We start from the raw sequence: 15,428 nt of genomic DNA, 5'->3' as shown, positions 1-15,428 counted from the left end.
GGCGCCTCGCCCGGCACGGTCGCGGCCTGCGCCGAACCGGCGCCGAGCAGCACCGCGGCACCCGCGGCGGCGGCCAGGCCGGCCGCGCTCTTCTTCGAAACCATGTTGATCGCCCTTCGGTGGATCGGGGGTCCCGGACGGCTGTCCGGGGACGCCGAACTGCCCCCCGGCCGACTGGTCGGGGGGCAGGACGGCCGGAACGCGTGCCGATCGGAGATCAGCAGTCGTCGTCCTCGTGGTGCGGGTGCATCTCCACGTTGGCGCACTTGTTGCCGAAGGCCGGGTTCAGCGCGCCGATGACGCCGACGGTGTTGCCGCAGACGTTGATCGGGATGTGCAGCGGCACCTGGATCTGGTTGCCGGAGAGCACACCGGGGGAGCCGGCGGCCACACCCTGGGCGCCCGCGCTGGCGAACGCACCGCCGGCGGCACCGAGCACCAGGCCGGCAGCGGTGGCGGAGAGGACGACGGCCTTCTTCATGTTCTGCATGGGGGTTGATCTCCTCGATCACACATGGGTGGAGCGTGCCGCGCCTCGGCGCTTGCGGAGTGCGGCACGGGCTTGGTGAATCAGTAGTCGCCCTCGTGCTCGTGCTCGTGGTGCGGGTGCATCTCCACGTTGGCGCACTTGTTGCCGAACGCCGGGTTCAGCAGGCCGATGAGAACGTCGACGGTGTTGCCGCACACGTTGATCGGCGCGTGCACCGGGACCTGGACCTGGTTGCCGGAGACGACCCCGGGGGAGTTGGCGGCGACGCCCTCGGCGCCCGCGCTGGCGAACGCACCGCCGGCGGCACCGAGCACCAGGCCGCCGGCGCCCAGCGACAGGACGGCGGCCTTCTTGAAGTTGCGCATGTCATTCCTCCGATTTCGGCCCGACGGAATGGAAATGTCGGGCGCCGGGCAAGCACGAATACTCGCCCGTTGTCTTCAGGGATTGCCGTGATTGTCACTGCGGTCGGCGCATGCCGGCGTGTTCCGCCCATGGCTCGGGCGTGGCCGCGGCGGCCGGGTCGCAGCGCCTCTCGAAACAATTCCCGCACGGCCGGGAAAGGCTTCGGACAAAGGCGCGACCAGGTGGAATTCCGGTCGGGCGTTCCGGCACGGATTGCCGGGCGCCGGCTTTGGGAGGCCCGCCATGCCGAGCGGACCGCCAATGGCCGCGATGCCGACGACGCCGCGGGCGTGCTTGCGCATGGGCGGTACTCGATTCGTGCGTGGGGGCCGGTGGAGACCGGGTTCCGTGAGGGAGAACGAGGCACCGTGCACGGGGAAACGGTCCGGCCCGCCCATCACCCGAATGCCTGGTCCGCGTCGCCGTTGCGCCGGATGGGTGACAGTGCGAGGGCCGTCGCAACCGGGCAGGTGGGGTCTCGTTCTAGATGTCGCACTCCCCGTGCATCTCTGTCGAACAGTCAGGAGGCTCGCTATGAGCATCAAGAAGACCGCCGCCGTCGGCGCGGCCGTGGCGGGCATCGTGGCCGCCGGCGCGGGCACCGCCATGGCCAGCGCGGGCGCCGAGGGCGTCGCCGCCAACTCCCCCGGTGTCATCTCGGGCAACCAGATCCAGGTTCCGATCCACCTGCCGATCAACCTGTGCGGCAACACCATCGACGTCGTCGGCCTGCTGAACCCGACGTTCGGCCACCACTGCATCAACAAGGGCTGAGCCCGCACCCGGTTCGGCCGGTGAGAGCCGCCGTTCCGCGCTTCCCTCCTGGGGCGCGGGGCGGCGGCTCTGTGCGTGCCCGGGAATCCGTTCTTCCGTCAACTTCCTTCCCTGTCGCAAGCCTTGTTGCGTTACTTGTCAGTACCTAGAATGCGAGACCTGCTCACCTTCCCTGCTCCTCTCTTGCTCCGCGCCGCTCGGCGCCCCCGCCCGGGCGGTCCCCCCACCCCCGCAAGGAGTCGCGTGTGATCAGGTCCCCACTGTCGGCGGCGCGGCGGACGCGTACCGGGTCCTCCCGGTGCGCCGCGCTGCTCGCCACCGGAGCCCTCCTCGCCACCCTCGGCCTGGCCGGTGCCCCCGCCGCCCTGGCCGACCCCGCCCCGGCCGCACCCGCGGCCACCCGTCCGGCCGCGATCGTCGCCCTCGGCGACAGCGCCATCTCGGGGGAGGGCGCCGGCACCGACACCAACGACGGCTACTTCCCGGAGACGGACAGCCCCACCAACTACTGCCACCGCCACCCCAAGTCGGAGATCTTCGTCACCGACATCCCCGGGGTCACCCCGATCGACCTCGCCTGCTCCGGCGCCCAGACCGGCGACCTGGTCAGCGACCCGGAGCTGGCCACGATCACAGGCCCCGGCAGCGGCGACTTCGGCGAGCCCAAGCAGGACGTCAAGCTGGCCGACACGGCGGCCAGGTACGACGTCAAGATGGTCGTCGTCACCATCGGTGCCAACGACGACTTCGACTTCAGCGGCATCATGATGCACTGCCTGGCGCAGTACTTCCCGATCCCCAAGGACCAGGGCTGCCGGGACACCATCGGCAGCGACGAGATCCGCCGGCGCGCCAAGGGCGTCCAGCCCAAGGTGGTCGCGGCGCTCCAGAACATCCGCCAGACCATGCGCAAGGCCGGCTACGCCGACTCCTCGTACCAGCTGGTCTACCAGTCGTACTTCAACCCGATCACCCCGGACATCCGGCGCAACGACTACCTCGGCAAGGTCGCCGACGGCTGCCCGGCCTTCCCCGAGGACCTCGCCTGGGGCCACAACTGGGTGGTGCCGACGCTCAGCGACGCGCTGCGCGGTGCCGCCGAGCAGGTGCCCGGTGTCCGGTACCTGGACCAGCGGCGGGTCGCCTTCGGGCACGAGGTCTGCGCGGAGTGGACGACCTCCCCGTACGAGTACACCAACGGGGACGTCATCAACCTCTCCGAGTGGGTGCGCAACGGCTGCGACTCGCAGATCGGCATCCCCGGGCTGTGCATGAACATGGTCCGCCAGTCGTACCACCTGCGGGTGGCCGGCTACCGCGGTGAGGGCGTCTGCCTCGGCCAGTTCTACTCCCGGCCCGAGCTGGCGCAGGCGTACTGCACGCTCAACCAGCAGAACACCACCTCGATCCAGCCGCTCACACCCGGACAGCCGTTCGGCGACGTCCCCGAGGACGGCTCCTGGTACCAGCTGACCAACGCCGCGAGCGGCAACGTGCTCGACCTCACCGGCGGCGGCACCTACGGTGACTCCACCGCCGGCCGGCCCGCGATCACCTATCCGGCCGCCGGCGGGCTCAACCAGTCCTTCGTCCTGGAGGCCAAGGCCGGCGGCAGCTACGAGCTGGACTTCAGCGGCAACCGGGACATGTGCCTGGACGCCAACGCCGCCTCCACCGCCCCCGGCACCCGGATCCAGCAGTGGGGCTGCAACGGCGGCGGCAACCAGCACTGGGTGTTCAAGCCGGCCGGCAACGGCCGCTACAAGATCGCCGACTCCCAGGACCAGACCAAGGTCCTGGCCGCCGGCGCCACCCTCGACGCCAAGGGCAACCCGTACGTCGAACTCGCCACCGACACCGGCGCCGCCAACCAGCTCTGGCAGCTCACCAAGCTCGGCATCGTCTACGTCCACGGCTGATCCGCCCGCACGTCCTCACGCCGTCGCCGCCCCCGACCGGGCGGCGACGGCCGCGTTCACCGGGTACGGCGTCTCGACCGGCAGCAGCACCGGGCTCCCGCCCCGGGCTTGGCGACCGGTCGCTGCGCGCGGCTCGGACGCGGCGTGGCGGCGTGGTGTTCGGCACGGGCGGCACGGTGCCGGGCGCCGGTCCGGGGGCGCCAGGGGTTCTCGGTTCGGGGGCGTGCCGTAGGCTCACGGGAAAATCGTTGCGCCGGAGCCGCGCGGACCACGAGCGGGGCGGGGAGTACCCAGAGCAGATGAGCACGGCATCGAGCACCGAGTCGTCCAGCACCCAGTCCGAAGCGCCCGGCGCGGCACCGGCGGAGGCCTCCGAGGAACGGACGGGCCGGCGGCCCGGACGGTTCGGGGCGCTGGTGGACCGCTTCGCGCCCGCGCTGGGCGCGTACGCGGTGGTCAAGGCCATCGGCCTGACCGTCTTCATGCTGCTGCTCTCGCACACCGGCGACTACCTGAAGAAGCAGCCGGGCCGCGGCGGCGGTGCCAACGCCTGGGACGTGCTGGGCACCTGGGACGGCGTCTGGTACCAGCGGATCGCCGAGAACGGGTACAACCCGCAGCTGATCCCGCTGCACGGCTTCCCGCTGGCCACCTACTACGAGAACTCGGCCGCCTTCTTCCCGCTCTACCCCTGGCTGATGCGGCTGGTCGGCGCGGTCACCGGGCTCGGCCCGTACGGCTCCGGGATCGTCGTCTCGGTGCTCGCCTCGCTGGCCGCCGCGGCCGGGATCTTCGCGGTCGCCGAGCGGCTCGGCGGCTTCCGGGCGGGTGTGATCGCGGCGGTGCTCTGGGGGCTGTTCCCGGGCTCCGGCGTGGAGTGGGCGGTCTACTCGGACTCGCTGTTCGTCGCGCTGTCCGCCTGGGCGTGCTACTGCGTGATGACCCGCCGCTGGCTCGCGGCCGGCCTGCTGGCGCTGGTCGCGGGGCTCAACCGGCCGACCGCCGCCGCGCTGATCGCCGCCGTCTCGATAGCCGCGCTGGTCGCGCTGGTCCGCCGCACCGACGGGGTGGCCCGCCCGCTGACCGCGATGCTGATCACCCCCTGGGGTCTGATCGGCTACATCGCCTGGGTCGGCTGGAAGATGGGCGACTGGGGCGGCTACTTCAAGCTCCAGCAGGGCGCCTGGAACCGCTACTTCGACGGCGGCGCCTCCACCCTGCGCACGATCATGGACGTGATCACCGGCCACTGGGACTTCTGGCAGTCCAACCCCGTCCCGGACCTGATCGCGATCGCCCTCCTGATGGCCCTGCCCGGGCTGCTGGTGCTGCTCTGGCGCACCCGGCCGCCGCTGGTGCTGTGGGTCTACACCGCGCTCACCATCCTCACGGCGCTGAGCAGCAACCAGATCTTCGGCAACATCTCGCGCTACCTGCTGCCCGCCTTCCCGCTCTGCATCGGCCTGGCGGTGGCGCTGCGCCGGCTGCGGACCTCCTCGCTGGCCGGGCTGCTGGCGATGCCGGTCCTCGCGGCGGGCTGGTACGCGGGGTATGCGCTGTTCGAGTTGGGCATCCCGTAGACCCGGCGTTGGTTGGCAACGGGATCATCCGGCAGCAGACGGGCCGTTGCTAACCTCGGACGCATGACGACGACCCCGCCGCCCGTGCGCCAGATCCGCGACATCTCCGGGCTGATGGACCACGCGAGCCACGTGCTGGCCACCCGGATGGCGGCCGCCTTCACCGAGCTCGGGATCACCCCGCGCGCCTACTGCGTGCTGTTCCACGCGCAGGAGGCCGAGCGCACCCAGATCCAGCTGGCCGAGCTGGCGGACCTGGACAAGACGACCATGGTGGTCACCGTCGACGAGCTGGAGAAGGCGGGCCTGGCCGAGCGCCGCCCGTCCGCGACCGACCGGCGGGCCCGGATCGTCTCGGTCACCGAGGCGGGCGAGCAGGCCGTGGTGCAGGGCACCGCGATCGCCGACCGGGTGCACCGCGAGCTGCTGGAGTCGCTGCCCCGGGCCGAGCGCGAGGTGTTCGTCTCGGCCCTGACGCACCTGGTGGAGGGCCATCTCGCGGAGCCGGTCGAGGTCGAGCGCACCGTTCGCCGCGCCCGCCGCTCCCGGGGCTGACCCTCCCCGGCTGCTACTCGAAGGCCCTGCGCCGGCCTGCCGCGTCGGCCTCGAAGCGCGGATGTGCCCACCAGGTGTAGTCCTGAGATAGATAGTCCCTAACAAAACGATCTGATAGCGTCCTACCCGGTACTCGACGAACCGGGAGAATCGCCATGACCACGCACGCCCCGGCCGCGCCCGGGCCGGCTTCCGCAGCACCCGCCCGCTCCCGCGCCCTCGCCCTCGCGGTGCTCTGTGCGGGAATGCTGATGATCATCCTGGACGGCTCGATCGTCACCGTGGCGCTGCCCGCGATCCAGGACGACCTGCACTTCTCGCCCGCCGACCTCACCTGGACGGTCAACGCCTACCTGATCGCCTTCGGCGGCCTGCTCCTGCTGGCCGGCCGGCTCGGCGACCTGATCGGCCGCAAGCGGGTGTTCGTCGCCGGGCTCACCCTCTTCACCGCCGCCTCGCTGCTCTGCTCCCTCGCCACCGGGCAGGAGATGCTGATCGCCGCCCGTTTCCTCCAGGGCGTCGGCGGCGCGATGGCCTCCGCGGTCAGCCTCGGCATGATCGTCACGCTCTTCCCCGAGCCGGCCGGGCGCGGCCGGGCGATCGGTGCGTTCAGCTTCGTCGGCGCGGCCGGCGCCTCGATCGGCCAGGTCCTCGGCGGGGTGCTCACCGAGGCGCTCGGCTGGCACTGGATCTTCCTGATCAACCTGCCGCTGGGCCTGGCCGCCGTCCTGCTGTCCCTGCGGCTGCTGGAGTCCGACCGCGGCCCCGGCCTGCGCGCCGGCGCCGACGTCCTCGGCGCCGTGCTGATCACCGCGGCCCTGATGCTCGGCATCTACACGATCGTCGGCACCGGTGAGCACGGCTGGGCCTCGGCCCGCACCCTCGGCCTCGGAGCGCTCTCGCTCGTCCTGCTGGCCGGCTTCCTGCTCCGCCAGGCCAGGGCTGCCCAACCCCTGCTCCCGCTGCGGATGTTCCGCTCGCGCAACGTCTCCGGCGCCAACGCCGTGCAGGTGCTGATGGTCTCCGCGCTGTTCGCCTTCCAGATCCTGGTCGCGCTCTACCTGCAGAACGTCCGTGGTTACGGCGCCGCCGCCACCGGCCTCGCGATGCTCCCGGCCGCGCTCGCCATCGGCACCGTCTCGCTCACGCTCTCCGCCCGGCTGAACGCCCGCTTCGGCGAACGCCCGGTGCTGCTGGTCGGGCTGCTCCTGTTGGTCGCCGCCCTGGCGCTGCTGACCCGGCTGCCCGCGGACTCGCACTACGCCCTCGACCTGCTGCCCACCATGCTGCTCGCGGCCGGCTTCGGCCTGGCGATCTCGGCGCTCACCGTGCTCGGCATGTCGGGTGCCGGGCCGGCGGACGCGGGCACCGCCTCCGGGCTCTTCAACACCACGCAGCAGGTCGGCGGCGCGCTCGGGGTCGCCGTCCTCACCACCCTCGCCGACGGTCGCGCCGGAGCCCTCGCGGCCGCCGGGCAGCCTGCCGTCGAGGCCCTCACGGCCGGCTTCCGGCTCGCCTTCGCGGTGGCCGCGGGCCTGCTGACGGTGGCTCTGCTGCTCGCCGCCACCGTCCTGCGGCCGACCGGGCATCAAGACTGACGGATCGTCAACACGCCTCGCCCCGGCCGGCGTTGCGCCGCGCTCGGGGCGGAGGCGTTCGGGCCGCCGGTGTTACGGCCAGACCAGGCAGTACAGCTGGTGCCCGGCCTCGTGCAGCCGGTTGGCGAAGTCCTGCCACTCGTGCAGCATGCTGTAGATCACGAACGCGTCCCGCGGCCCGCGCCGGTCCGGCACGGTGGACCAGATGAAGGCGGCGGCGCCGAGCTCGGTCTCGTCGGCCTTGCGCAGCGGCTCGACGACGTTGTGGGGGAGCTGGACGACGGCGTAGTCGGGGTGCAGCACGACCAGCTCCAGCGGCGGCACCTGGTGCAGCGGGACGCCCTGGATGCCGGTGAGCACCATGGCGCTCATCGTCTCCGGTTTGATCTTGGTGGAGAGGTGGCCGGTGGGGGAGCCGCTGGTCTCCATGAGGTCGCCGAGCCGCCCCAGCGCGCCGAGCTCGCCGGCGTCCAGGCCGAGCCCTCCCGGGCCGAGGGCGGTGGGGACTCTGGCGGCCGTCGCGCGGTCCGGGGCTCCGAAGTACTTGTACGTCACCCCCACGCGTCCCTCACCCCGCCTCTCACCGCCGCGACGACCACGACCCGTCCCCGCTCCCGTACCCCCGCGTGCGGCCTCGGCGGGCCGGCGGGAGCCCCCCGTAGCCTCGTCGTAGCCGTCCTGCGCCTCGGACACTCGGACCATCCTCACCGGAATTCGCCGGAATCGACAGACCCCCGCACACCCGGCGCCCACCGGACGTGCTCCTTACCCGTCATGCGCCGCCGTACCCACTCGCGGTACGCGGCAGTCCTCTCCACACCCCTGCACACAGACCGGAGCGCCTGCGCACTCTGTGTACACAGTCTGACTGGTCCCCGGTCCGGTGCAGTCAGCGCCCCTGCTGTACGGACAACCGTACAGACAACGGTGCCCGGATCATCGTTCCAGATGATCGGGTCGGACATGCAGAGTGCGAGGACACGATTTGAGACCATGTCTTTTGTGAGCTACCCCTACGAAGCCCCCCAGTCCCAGTCGCTGTTCGACCGCGCCTCCGTGGTGACGCCCGGCGGCGTCAACTCCCCGGTGCGCGCCTTCCGCGCGGTCGGCGGCACGCCGCGCTTCATGGTGTCCGGCACCGGCCCCTACCTCACCGACGCCGACGGCCGCGAGTACGTCGACCTGGTGTGCTCGTGGGGCCCGATGATCCTCGGCCACGCGCACCCCGCGGTGATCGACGCCGTCCAGCAGGCCGTCTCCCGCGGCACCTCCTTCGGCACCCCCGGCCAGGGCGAGGTCGAGCTGGCCGAGGAGATCGTCGCCCGGGTCGCCCCGGTCGAGCAGGTCCGCCTGGTCTCCTCCGGTACCGAGGCCACCATGTCGGCGATCCGGCTGGCCCGCGGCTTCACCGGCCGGGCGAAGGTGGTCAAGTTCGCCGGCTGCTACCACGGTCACGTGGACGCGCTGCTGGCCGCCGCCGGTTCCGGCGTGGCCACCTTCGGCCTGCCGGACACCCCGGGCGTCACCGGCGCCCAGGCCGGCGACACCATCGTGCTGCCGTACAACGACCTGGCCGCCGTCGAGCAGGCCTTCGCCGCCCACCCGGGCGAGATCGCCTGTGTGATCACCGAGGCCTCGCCCGGCAACATGGGCGTCGTCCCGCCGCTGCCGGGCTTCAACGGCGGCCTGGCCCGGCTCTGCCGGGAGAACGGCGCGCTGTTCATCTCCGACGAGGTGATGACCGGCTTCCGCGTCTCCAGGGCCGGCTGGTACGGCCTGGAGGCCGCGAACGAGGGCTGGGCGCCGGACCTGCTGACCTTCGGCAAGGTCATGGGCGGCGGCTTCCCGGCCGCGGCCTTCGGCGGCCGCGCCGACGTGATGGCGCACCTGGCCCCGGCCGGCCCGGTCTACCAGGCGGGCACCCTGTCCGGGAACCCGATCGCCACCGCGGCCGGCCTGGCCCAGCTGCGCGGCTGCACCGACGAGGTGTACTCGACGGTGGACAAGGTCGCCGCCGAGGTCTCCGGCCTGGTCTCCGACGCGCTCGCCAAGGAGGGCGTGGCGCACCGGCTGCAGACCGCCGGGAACATGTTCTCGGTGTTCTTCACCGAGGCCCCGGTCACCGACTACGACGAGGCCAGGACCCAGGAGGCGTACCGTTTCACCGCCTTCTTCCACGCGATGCTGGCCGAGGGCGTCTACCTGCCGCCGTCCGCCTTCGAGTCCTGGTTCGTCTCGGCGGCCCACGACGAGCGGGCGATCGAGCGGATCGCCGCCGCCCTGCCGGCCGCCGCGCGCGCCGCTGCCGCCGCCACGGCCTGACCCGCCACGGCCCGAACCCGATTTCCAGGAGTAGTCGAGAAGTGAGCGCCAAAGAGATCACCGTCGTCCACGTGATGCGGCACGGCGAGGTGCACAACCCGGAGGGCATCCTGTACGGGCGCCTGCCGGACTACCACCTGTCCGAGCTGGGCCGGAAGATGGCCGACCGGGTCGCCGAGGACCTGGCCGAGCGGGACGTCACCCACGTGGTGGCCTCCCCGCTGGAGCGGGCCCAGGAGACCGCCGCGCCGATCGCCGAGGCGCACGGCCTCGACCTCGCGGTGGACGAGCGGCTGATCGAGGCGGAGAACATCTTCGAGGGCAAGACCTTCGGGGTCGGCGACGGTTCGCTGAGGAACCCGGGCTACTGGAAGTACCTCACCAACCCGTTCAAGCCCTCCTGGGGCGAGCCGTACCTCGACCAGGTGGTGCGGATGATGGGTGCGCTCGGTGCGGCCCGGGACGCCGCGCGCGGGCACGAGGCGGTCTGCGTCAGCCACCAGCTGCCGATCTGGATCCTGCGCTCCTTCGTCGAGCGCCGCCGGCTCTGGCACGACCCACGCAACCGGCAGTGCTCGCTGGCCTCGCTGACCAGCTTCACCTTCGAGGGCGACAAGATCGTCTCGGTCGGCTACCGCGAGCCGGCCCGCGACCTGCTGCCCGCGCATCTGGTGGGCAAGGGGCGCAAGGGCGACAAGCCGGTGGGCAAGAGCTTCGGCGCCTAGTCCCCCATAAGCGGTACGTAAGTATGACTTCGGGTCACTTGGCAAACGCTGGGTGACCCGAAGTCGTCGCAGGTCAGAGTGGGTGCGACGCGCAAGGCAGGACCCCCCCGAACCTGCCCGGAACTCCATGCGAAACTTTTCACATGTCTGCCATGACGCGCCCCCGTCCCCGTGTCGCCGCAGCAGCCGTCGCCACCGTCGCCGCTGCCGCGCTCGCCCTCACCGGCTGTTCCTCCGCGGGCTCGTCGGGTAGCGGCGAGGGCCAGGTCGGCTTCGTCACGGTCAAGGGCACCAACCTGTCGAAGGCGGAGGCCGGCAAGCGCGGGGACGCGCCGGACATCTCGGGGGAGACCCTGGAAGGCACCCCGGCCAAGCTTTCCGACTACCGGGGCAAGGTCGTCGTGCTGAACGTCTGGGGCTCCTGGTGCGGCCCGTGCCGGGCCGAGGCGAAGAGCCTCCAGGACGTCTCGGAGAAGTACAAGGACCAGGGCGTCCAGTTCCTCGGCATCAACACCCGGGACACCGAGAAGCAGAACGCCGTCCGCTTCGAGCAGGAGCAGGGCGTCACCTACCCGAGCCTCTTCGACCCGGCCGGCACCCAGCTGCTCAAGTTCCCCAAGGGCAGCCTCAACCCGCAGTCCATCCCGACCACCCTGATCATCGACCGGGACGGCAAGCTGGCCGCCCGCGCCGTCGGCGGCACCACCGAGGACGCGCTGGAGTCGATCCTCCAGCCGGTGGTCGCGGAGCAGAAGCAGTGAGTCTGCCGCAGCAGCTCGCCGACGCCACCTCGACCGTTCAGAGCGGCGCGCTGCTGGCCGCCGCCCCGGTCGCGCTGGTGGCGGGGCTGGTGTCGTTCTTCTCGCCGTGCGTGCTGCCGCTGGTCCCCGGCTACCTGTCGTACGTGACAGGCTTCTCCGCCGCCGACCTCGCGGACGCCCGTGGCTCGCGGCGCGGCCGGATGCTGCTCGGCGTGGTGCTGTTCATCCTCGGCTTCACCGCGGTGTTCGTCTCCACGGGCGCCCTGTTCGGCTACTTCGGCCAGGAGCTCCAGGACTACAAGCGGGTCATCAGCATCGTGCTGGGCTCGCTCACCGTGGTGATGGGCCTGGCGTTCATGGGCCTGGTGCCCGGGCTGAGCATGCGCGAGGTCCGCTCGCACCGCCGTCCGGCGGTCGGCCTGCTGGGCGCCCCGATGCTCGGGGTGGTGTTCGGCGTCGGCTGGACCCCGTGCATGGGCCCGACCCTGACCGCCGTGCAGAACCTGGCCCTCAACCAGGCCGACGCCCAGCGTGGCGCGCTGCTGACCACCTTCTACTGCCTGGGCCTCGGCGTACCGTTCATCCTGGCCGCGGTGGCCTTCCGCCGGGCGCTGGGCGCCTTCGGCTGGGTCAAGCGGCACTACCCGCTCGTCATGAGGATCGGCGGCGGCATGCTCGTCGCGGTCGGTCTGCTGCTCGTCACCGGGATCTGGGACTCGATGATGAGCCAGCTGCAGTCCTGGACCGCCGACTTCCAGATCGGAATCTGACCGTGAGCAACACCACGACCGAGACCGAGCAGCCCCCGGCGCCGGACGACAGCGCCGCCGAGCGGCTCAGCACCGCGCCGGTCGAGTCCGAGGGCCCGACCGGCATAGGGGCGTTCGGCTGGGCGCGCTGGATGTGGCGCCAGCTGACCTCGATGCGGGTCGCCCTGATCCTGCTCTTCCTGCTGTCGCTGGCCGCCATCCCCGGCTCGCTGATCCCGCAGTACCAGAACGGCCAGGGCCAGCTGAAGGTCGAGGCCTGGAAGGCGCAGCACTCCACGGTCGCGCCGATCTACGAGAAGCTCCAGCTGTTCGACGTCTACAGCTCGGTCTGGTTCTCCGCGATCTACATCCTGCTGTTCGTCTCACTGGCCGGCTGCATCGTCCCGCGCACCTGGCAGTTCGTCGGCGTGCTGCGCTCCCAGCCGCCGGCCGCGCCGCGCAACCTGACCCGGATGCCGGTGCACGCGGCCTGGCGCACCGAGGCGGACGCCGACAAGGTGAACGCCGCCGCGCACCGGCTGCTGCGCAAGCGCGGCTTCCGGGCCCACCTGTCCGGCGGCGCGGTGGCGGCCGAGAAGGGCTACCTGCGCGAGGTCGGCAACCTGCTGTTCCACCTGTCGCTGTTCGCGCTGCTCGGCGGTTTCGCCTGGGCCAGCCTGGCCTCGGGCACGGGCGGCAAGCTGATGGTCCAGGGCGAGGGCTACTCCAACACCATCACCCAGCTCGACGACTTCAACGGCACCCGGTTCTACGGCAGCCAGGACCTCGACCCCTTCTACCTGAAGCTGGACAGCTTCACCTCGAAGTTCCAGACCAAGGGCGACCAGATCGGCGCCGCCCGGCAGTTCACCGCGAACGTCGAGTACTACGAGGGCAGCGACGAGTCGAAGCTGAAGAAGTCGACGATCGAGGTCAACCACCCGCTGGAGATCGGCGGCAGCAAGGTCTACCTGATCGGCCACGGCTACGCCCCGGTCGTCACCGTCAAGAACGGCAAGGGCGACGTCGTCTACCGGGGCGCCGTCCCGTTCCTGCCGCAGGACGGCAACCTGACCTCCACCGGAGTCGTGAAGGTCTCCGACTACGGCGTGGGCCCCGACGGCAACAAGACCCAGATGGGCTTCTCCGGCTTCTTCCTGCCGACGGCGCCGCTGAGCTTCGAGGGCACCGGCCCGCGCTCGCTGTTCCCCGGTGACGCCGACCCCGAGCTGGTGCTGAACGCCTTCGCGGGCGACCTCGGCACCGACTCCGGCCTGCCGCAGAACGTCTACCAGCTCAACACCCGCAAGCTCACCCAGCTGACCCAGGACGGCCAGCCGGCCAAGGCCCGGCTCAAGCCCGGCCAGGCCTGGGAGCTGCCCGACGGCTACGGCTCGGTGACCTTCGAGGGCTACAAGCAGTGGGCCAGCTTCAACGTCTCGCACCGCCCGGGCAACTCGATCGCCCTGGCCGGCGGGGTGCTGGCGATCCTCGGCCTGATCGGCTCGCTGTTCATCCAGCGCCGCCGGATCTGGGTGCGGGCGGTCGCCCTGCCGGGCGGCGGCACCCAGGTGGAGCTGGCAGGTCTGGCCCGCAGCGAGTCGGCGAAGATCGCCGAGGAACTCGCCGAACTCGCGGTCGACCTCCAGGACGACGCCCCGGCGTCGGAGGACGAGGACGACAACGCCGAAACGGACGTACCCGAGGAGGCCGGGGCCCCCACAGCCCCGGAGACGTCCTCGGACCCCGAAGTCCCTGCCGACCAGAACTCCAAGGAGTAGACGGTGCAACTCGCCTCGGCGGTCGACCCCCAGCTGGCCGACCTCTCCAACAAACTGATCTATTCGGCGATGGTGGTCTACACCCTCGCCATGTTCGCCCACATGATCGAGTGGACCTTCGGCAGCCGGGGCGCCGTCGCCGTCCGCTCGACGGAGCAGTCGGTCAGCCTGGCCGAGACCGTCGCCGCCGCGGACACCAAGGCCGCCAAGAAGGTCACCGTCACCGTGGCGGGGGCCGGCGGCGGCACCACGACGCTCACCCGCACCGCGGTCGCGGGCGAGGGCGCGACGGTGGTCACCAGCGGACGCGGCGCGGACGAGGAGGACGGCCCGGGCGCGGCCGGCACCAACGAGAAGGCCGACCTGGCCGGCCGGATCGCCGTCTCGCTCACCGTGCTGGCGCTGCTGCTGCACGGCGGCGGCATCGTCGCCCGCGGCCTGTCGGTCTCCCGCTGGCCGTGGGGCAACATGTACGAGTTCTCCTGCGCCTTCGCCTTCGCGATGACGGGCGCGTACCTGGTGCTGCTGGGCGCGAAGAAGAAGGTCCGCTGGCTCGGCCTGCCGGTCGTCCTCGCGGTGCTGCTGACCCTGGGCATCGCCACCACGGTGCTGTACACCGACTCCGAGCAGCTCGTCCCGGCGCTGCACTCGCCGTGGCTGGCGATCCACGTCTCCACCGCGATCTTCTGCGGCGGGGCGTTCTACGCGGCGTTCATCGCCACGCTGCTGTACCTGTTCCAGGACTCGTACCGCAAGCGGGTCGACGCCGGTAAGTACGACTTCCTGCGGCCCGGGGCGGTGCGGTCGCACGACGGCCAGAAGTACTCCCAGGTCCGGATCCTGATGGCCCGCGTCCGGGTGTCGGTCTGCAACCGCCTGCCCGCCGCGTCGACCTTCGACAAGCTGTCCTACCGGGTCAACGCCCTGGTCTTCCCGCTCTGGACCTTCACCATCATCGCGGGCGCGATCTGGGCCGAGGCGGCCTGGGGCAAGTACTGGGAGTGGGACCCGAAGGAGACCTGGTCGTTCATCACCTGGGTCGCCTACGCCTGCTACCTGCACGCCCGTGCGACGGCCGGCTGGAAGGGCCGCAAGGCCGCCTACCTGGCGCTGGCGGCGTTCGCCTGCTGGCTCTTCAACTACTACGGCGTGAACATCTTCGTCACCGGAAAGCACTCCTACGCGGGGATCTGACCGGGGCACACAGTCACCCACCGGCCCGGCTCTCTCCCACAGGTAGCCGGGCCGAGGTGCAACAGGGGTAGTGCGTGCCGGCCGCCGGTCGGTGCGAGAGGGAATTGAGGAGGAAATCGCGCAATGGAGTGCGACGAGGTCATGCTGACCGTCCGAATCACCGCCGCCGAGCGCATGCTGCTCCGCAGGCTCGCCCAGGGACACCGGAGCGACGTGTCCGAGGTGGTGTCCGACGCGCTGCTGGACATCATCCCCACGCTCAGCGCGCCGGGGGACGCCTACCGGCTGCTGGAGGCGCTGGCGATGCCCGCGCCGTGCGCCCTGACGGTCTGGCTGCCGACCCCGCTGGCCGACCTGCTGGTGCCCGGCGCGGCCCGGATCGCGCAGATCACCGACGTCCGGGTCGAGTCGGCCAGCGCCGCCCTGGGCGCGGCGCTGCGGCTCTGGTTGGCCCAGGACCCGGCCCGGCTGGCGACCAACCTCAGCGTGATGCACGCGGGCCGGCCGGCCGCCCTGGTGGCCGCCTGACGGGTCCGGGCGTGCCTCAGCTCGCCAGCGGCAGCCGGGTGCCGCCG

General features: G+C 71.5%; 15 protein-coding genes. 12 read left to right on the top strand and 3 right to left on the bottom strand.

All coding sequences use genetic code 11. The features are described from left to right. Window positions 1-217: 217 nt before the first annotated feature. Window positions 218-490 (bottom strand): chaplin, encoded by a 273-nt coding sequence (locus tag KS423_RS19615; RefSeq protein ID WP_224280853.1) that lies wholly within the window; start codon window positions 488-490, stop codon window positions 218-220. Window positions 491-570: 80 nt separating this feature from the next. Next, window positions 571-855, bottom strand: a complete 285-nt coding sequence (locus tag KS423_RS19610; RefSeq protein ID WP_224280852.1) for a chaplin — start codon at window positions 853-855, stop codon at window positions 571-573. Between the two features lie 574 nt (window positions 856-1,429). Between KS423_RS19610 and KS423_RS19605 the strand changes: the two genes are divergently transcribed. From KS423_RS19605 to KS423_RS19585, 5 genes are all read left to right on the top strand, one after another. Next, window positions 1,430-1,669, top strand: a complete 240-nt coding sequence (locus tag KS423_RS19605) for a chaplin (protein ID WP_224280851.1) — start codon at window positions 1,430-1,432, stop codon at window positions 1,667-1,669. Between the two features lie 245 nt (window positions 1,670-1,914). Further along, complete coding sequence (locus KS423_RS19600; protein ID WP_224280850.1) at window positions 1,915-3,588, top strand: RICIN domain-containing protein; 1,674 nt, start codon at window positions 1,915-1,917, stop codon at window positions 3,586-3,588. Between the two features lie 299 nt (window positions 3,589-3,887). Next, the gene (locus tag KS423_RS19595; protein WP_224280849.1) at window positions 3,888-5,168 is read left to right on the top strand and encodes a glycosyltransferase family 39 protein; all 1,281 of its coding nucleotides are present in this window, start codon (window positions 3,888-3,890) and stop codon (window positions 5,166-5,168) included. A gap of 63 nt (window positions 5,169-5,231) precedes the next feature. Beyond that, on the top strand, window positions 5,232-5,723 hold the full coding sequence (locus tag KS423_RS19590; protein WP_224280848.1) for a MarR family winged helix-turn-helix transcriptional regulator: 492 nt from the start codon (window positions 5,232-5,234) through the stop codon (window positions 5,721-5,723). Window positions 5,724-5,878: 155 nt separating this feature from the next. Continuing rightward, window positions 5,879-7,321 (top strand): DHA2 family efflux MFS transporter permease subunit, encoded by a 1,443-nt coding sequence (locus tag KS423_RS19585; protein WP_224280847.1) that lies wholly within the window; start codon window positions 5,879-5,881, stop codon window positions 7,319-7,321. Between the two features lie 72 nt (window positions 7,322-7,393). Here KS423_RS19585 and KS423_RS19580 read toward each other — a convergent pair whose 3' ends face one another. Then, on the bottom strand, window positions 7,394-7,876 hold the full coding sequence (locus KS423_RS19580; protein ID WP_374119985.1) for a hypothetical protein: 483 nt from the start codon (window positions 7,874-7,876) through the stop codon (window positions 7,394-7,396). A gap of 438 nt (window positions 7,877-8,314) precedes the next feature. Between KS423_RS19580 and hemL the strand changes: the two genes are divergently transcribed. The 7 genes from hemL to KS423_RS19545 all read left to right on the top strand — a co-directional run bounded on the left by hemL (window position 8,315) and on the right by KS423_RS19545 (window position 15,381). Continuing rightward, the gene (gene hemL / locus KS423_RS19575; protein WP_224280845.1) at window positions 8,315-9,643 is read left to right on the top strand and encodes a glutamate-1-semialdehyde 2,1-aminomutase; all 1,329 of its coding nucleotides are present in this window, start codon (window positions 8,315-8,317) and stop codon (window positions 9,641-9,643) included. A 74-nt stretch (window positions 9,644-9,717) separates the two neighbouring features. After that, window positions 9,718-10,368 carry a histidine phosphatase family protein gene (locus KS423_RS19570; protein ID WP_224280854.1) on the top strand — a complete coding sequence of 217 codons (651 nt, stop codon included), beginning with the start codon at window positions 9,718-9,720 and terminating at the stop codon, window positions 10,366-10,368. A gap of 152 nt (window positions 10,369-10,520) precedes the next feature. Then, a complete protein-coding gene (locus KS423_RS19565; protein WP_224280844.1) occupies window positions 10,521-11,129 on the top strand; it encodes a TlpA disulfide reductase family protein in 609 nt (202 codons plus the stop codon). Next, window positions 11,126-11,899: a cytochrome c biogenesis CcdA family protein gene (locus KS423_RS19560; RefSeq protein WP_224280843.1), complete on the top strand. Its 774-nt coding sequence runs from the start codon at window positions 11,126-11,128 to the stop codon at window positions 11,897-11,899. The genes KS423_RS19565 and KS423_RS19560 overlap by 4 nt, the downstream gene beginning before the upstream one ends. 2 nt (window positions 11,900-11,901) lie before the next feature. Continuing rightward, window positions 11,902-13,659, top strand: a complete 1,758-nt coding sequence (locus KS423_RS19555) for a cytochrome c biogenesis protein ResB (RefSeq protein WP_224280842.1) — start codon at window positions 11,902-11,904, stop codon at window positions 13,657-13,659. 3 nt (window positions 13,660-13,662) lie between these two features. Next, window positions 13,663-14,853, top strand: a complete 1,191-nt coding sequence (gene ccsB, locus KS423_RS19550) for a c-type cytochrome biogenesis protein CcsB (RefSeq protein ID WP_224280841.1) — start codon at window positions 13,663-13,665, stop codon at window positions 14,851-14,853. 141 nt (window positions 14,854-14,994) lie between these two features. After that, entirely contained in the window at window positions 14,995-15,381 is a 387-nt protein-coding gene (locus tag KS423_RS19545; protein ID WP_224280840.1) for a hypothetical protein, read from the top strand. Window positions 15,382-15,428 lie beyond the last annotated feature (47 nt).

Source organism: Streptomyces sp. LS1784 (assembly GCF_020103755.1).
Lineage (GTDB): Bacteria > Actinomycetota > Actinomycetes > Streptomycetales > Streptomycetaceae > Kitasatospora.
Note: the sequence above shows the minus strand (reverse complement) of the source record. Positions and strands in the feature narration are given on the sequence as shown.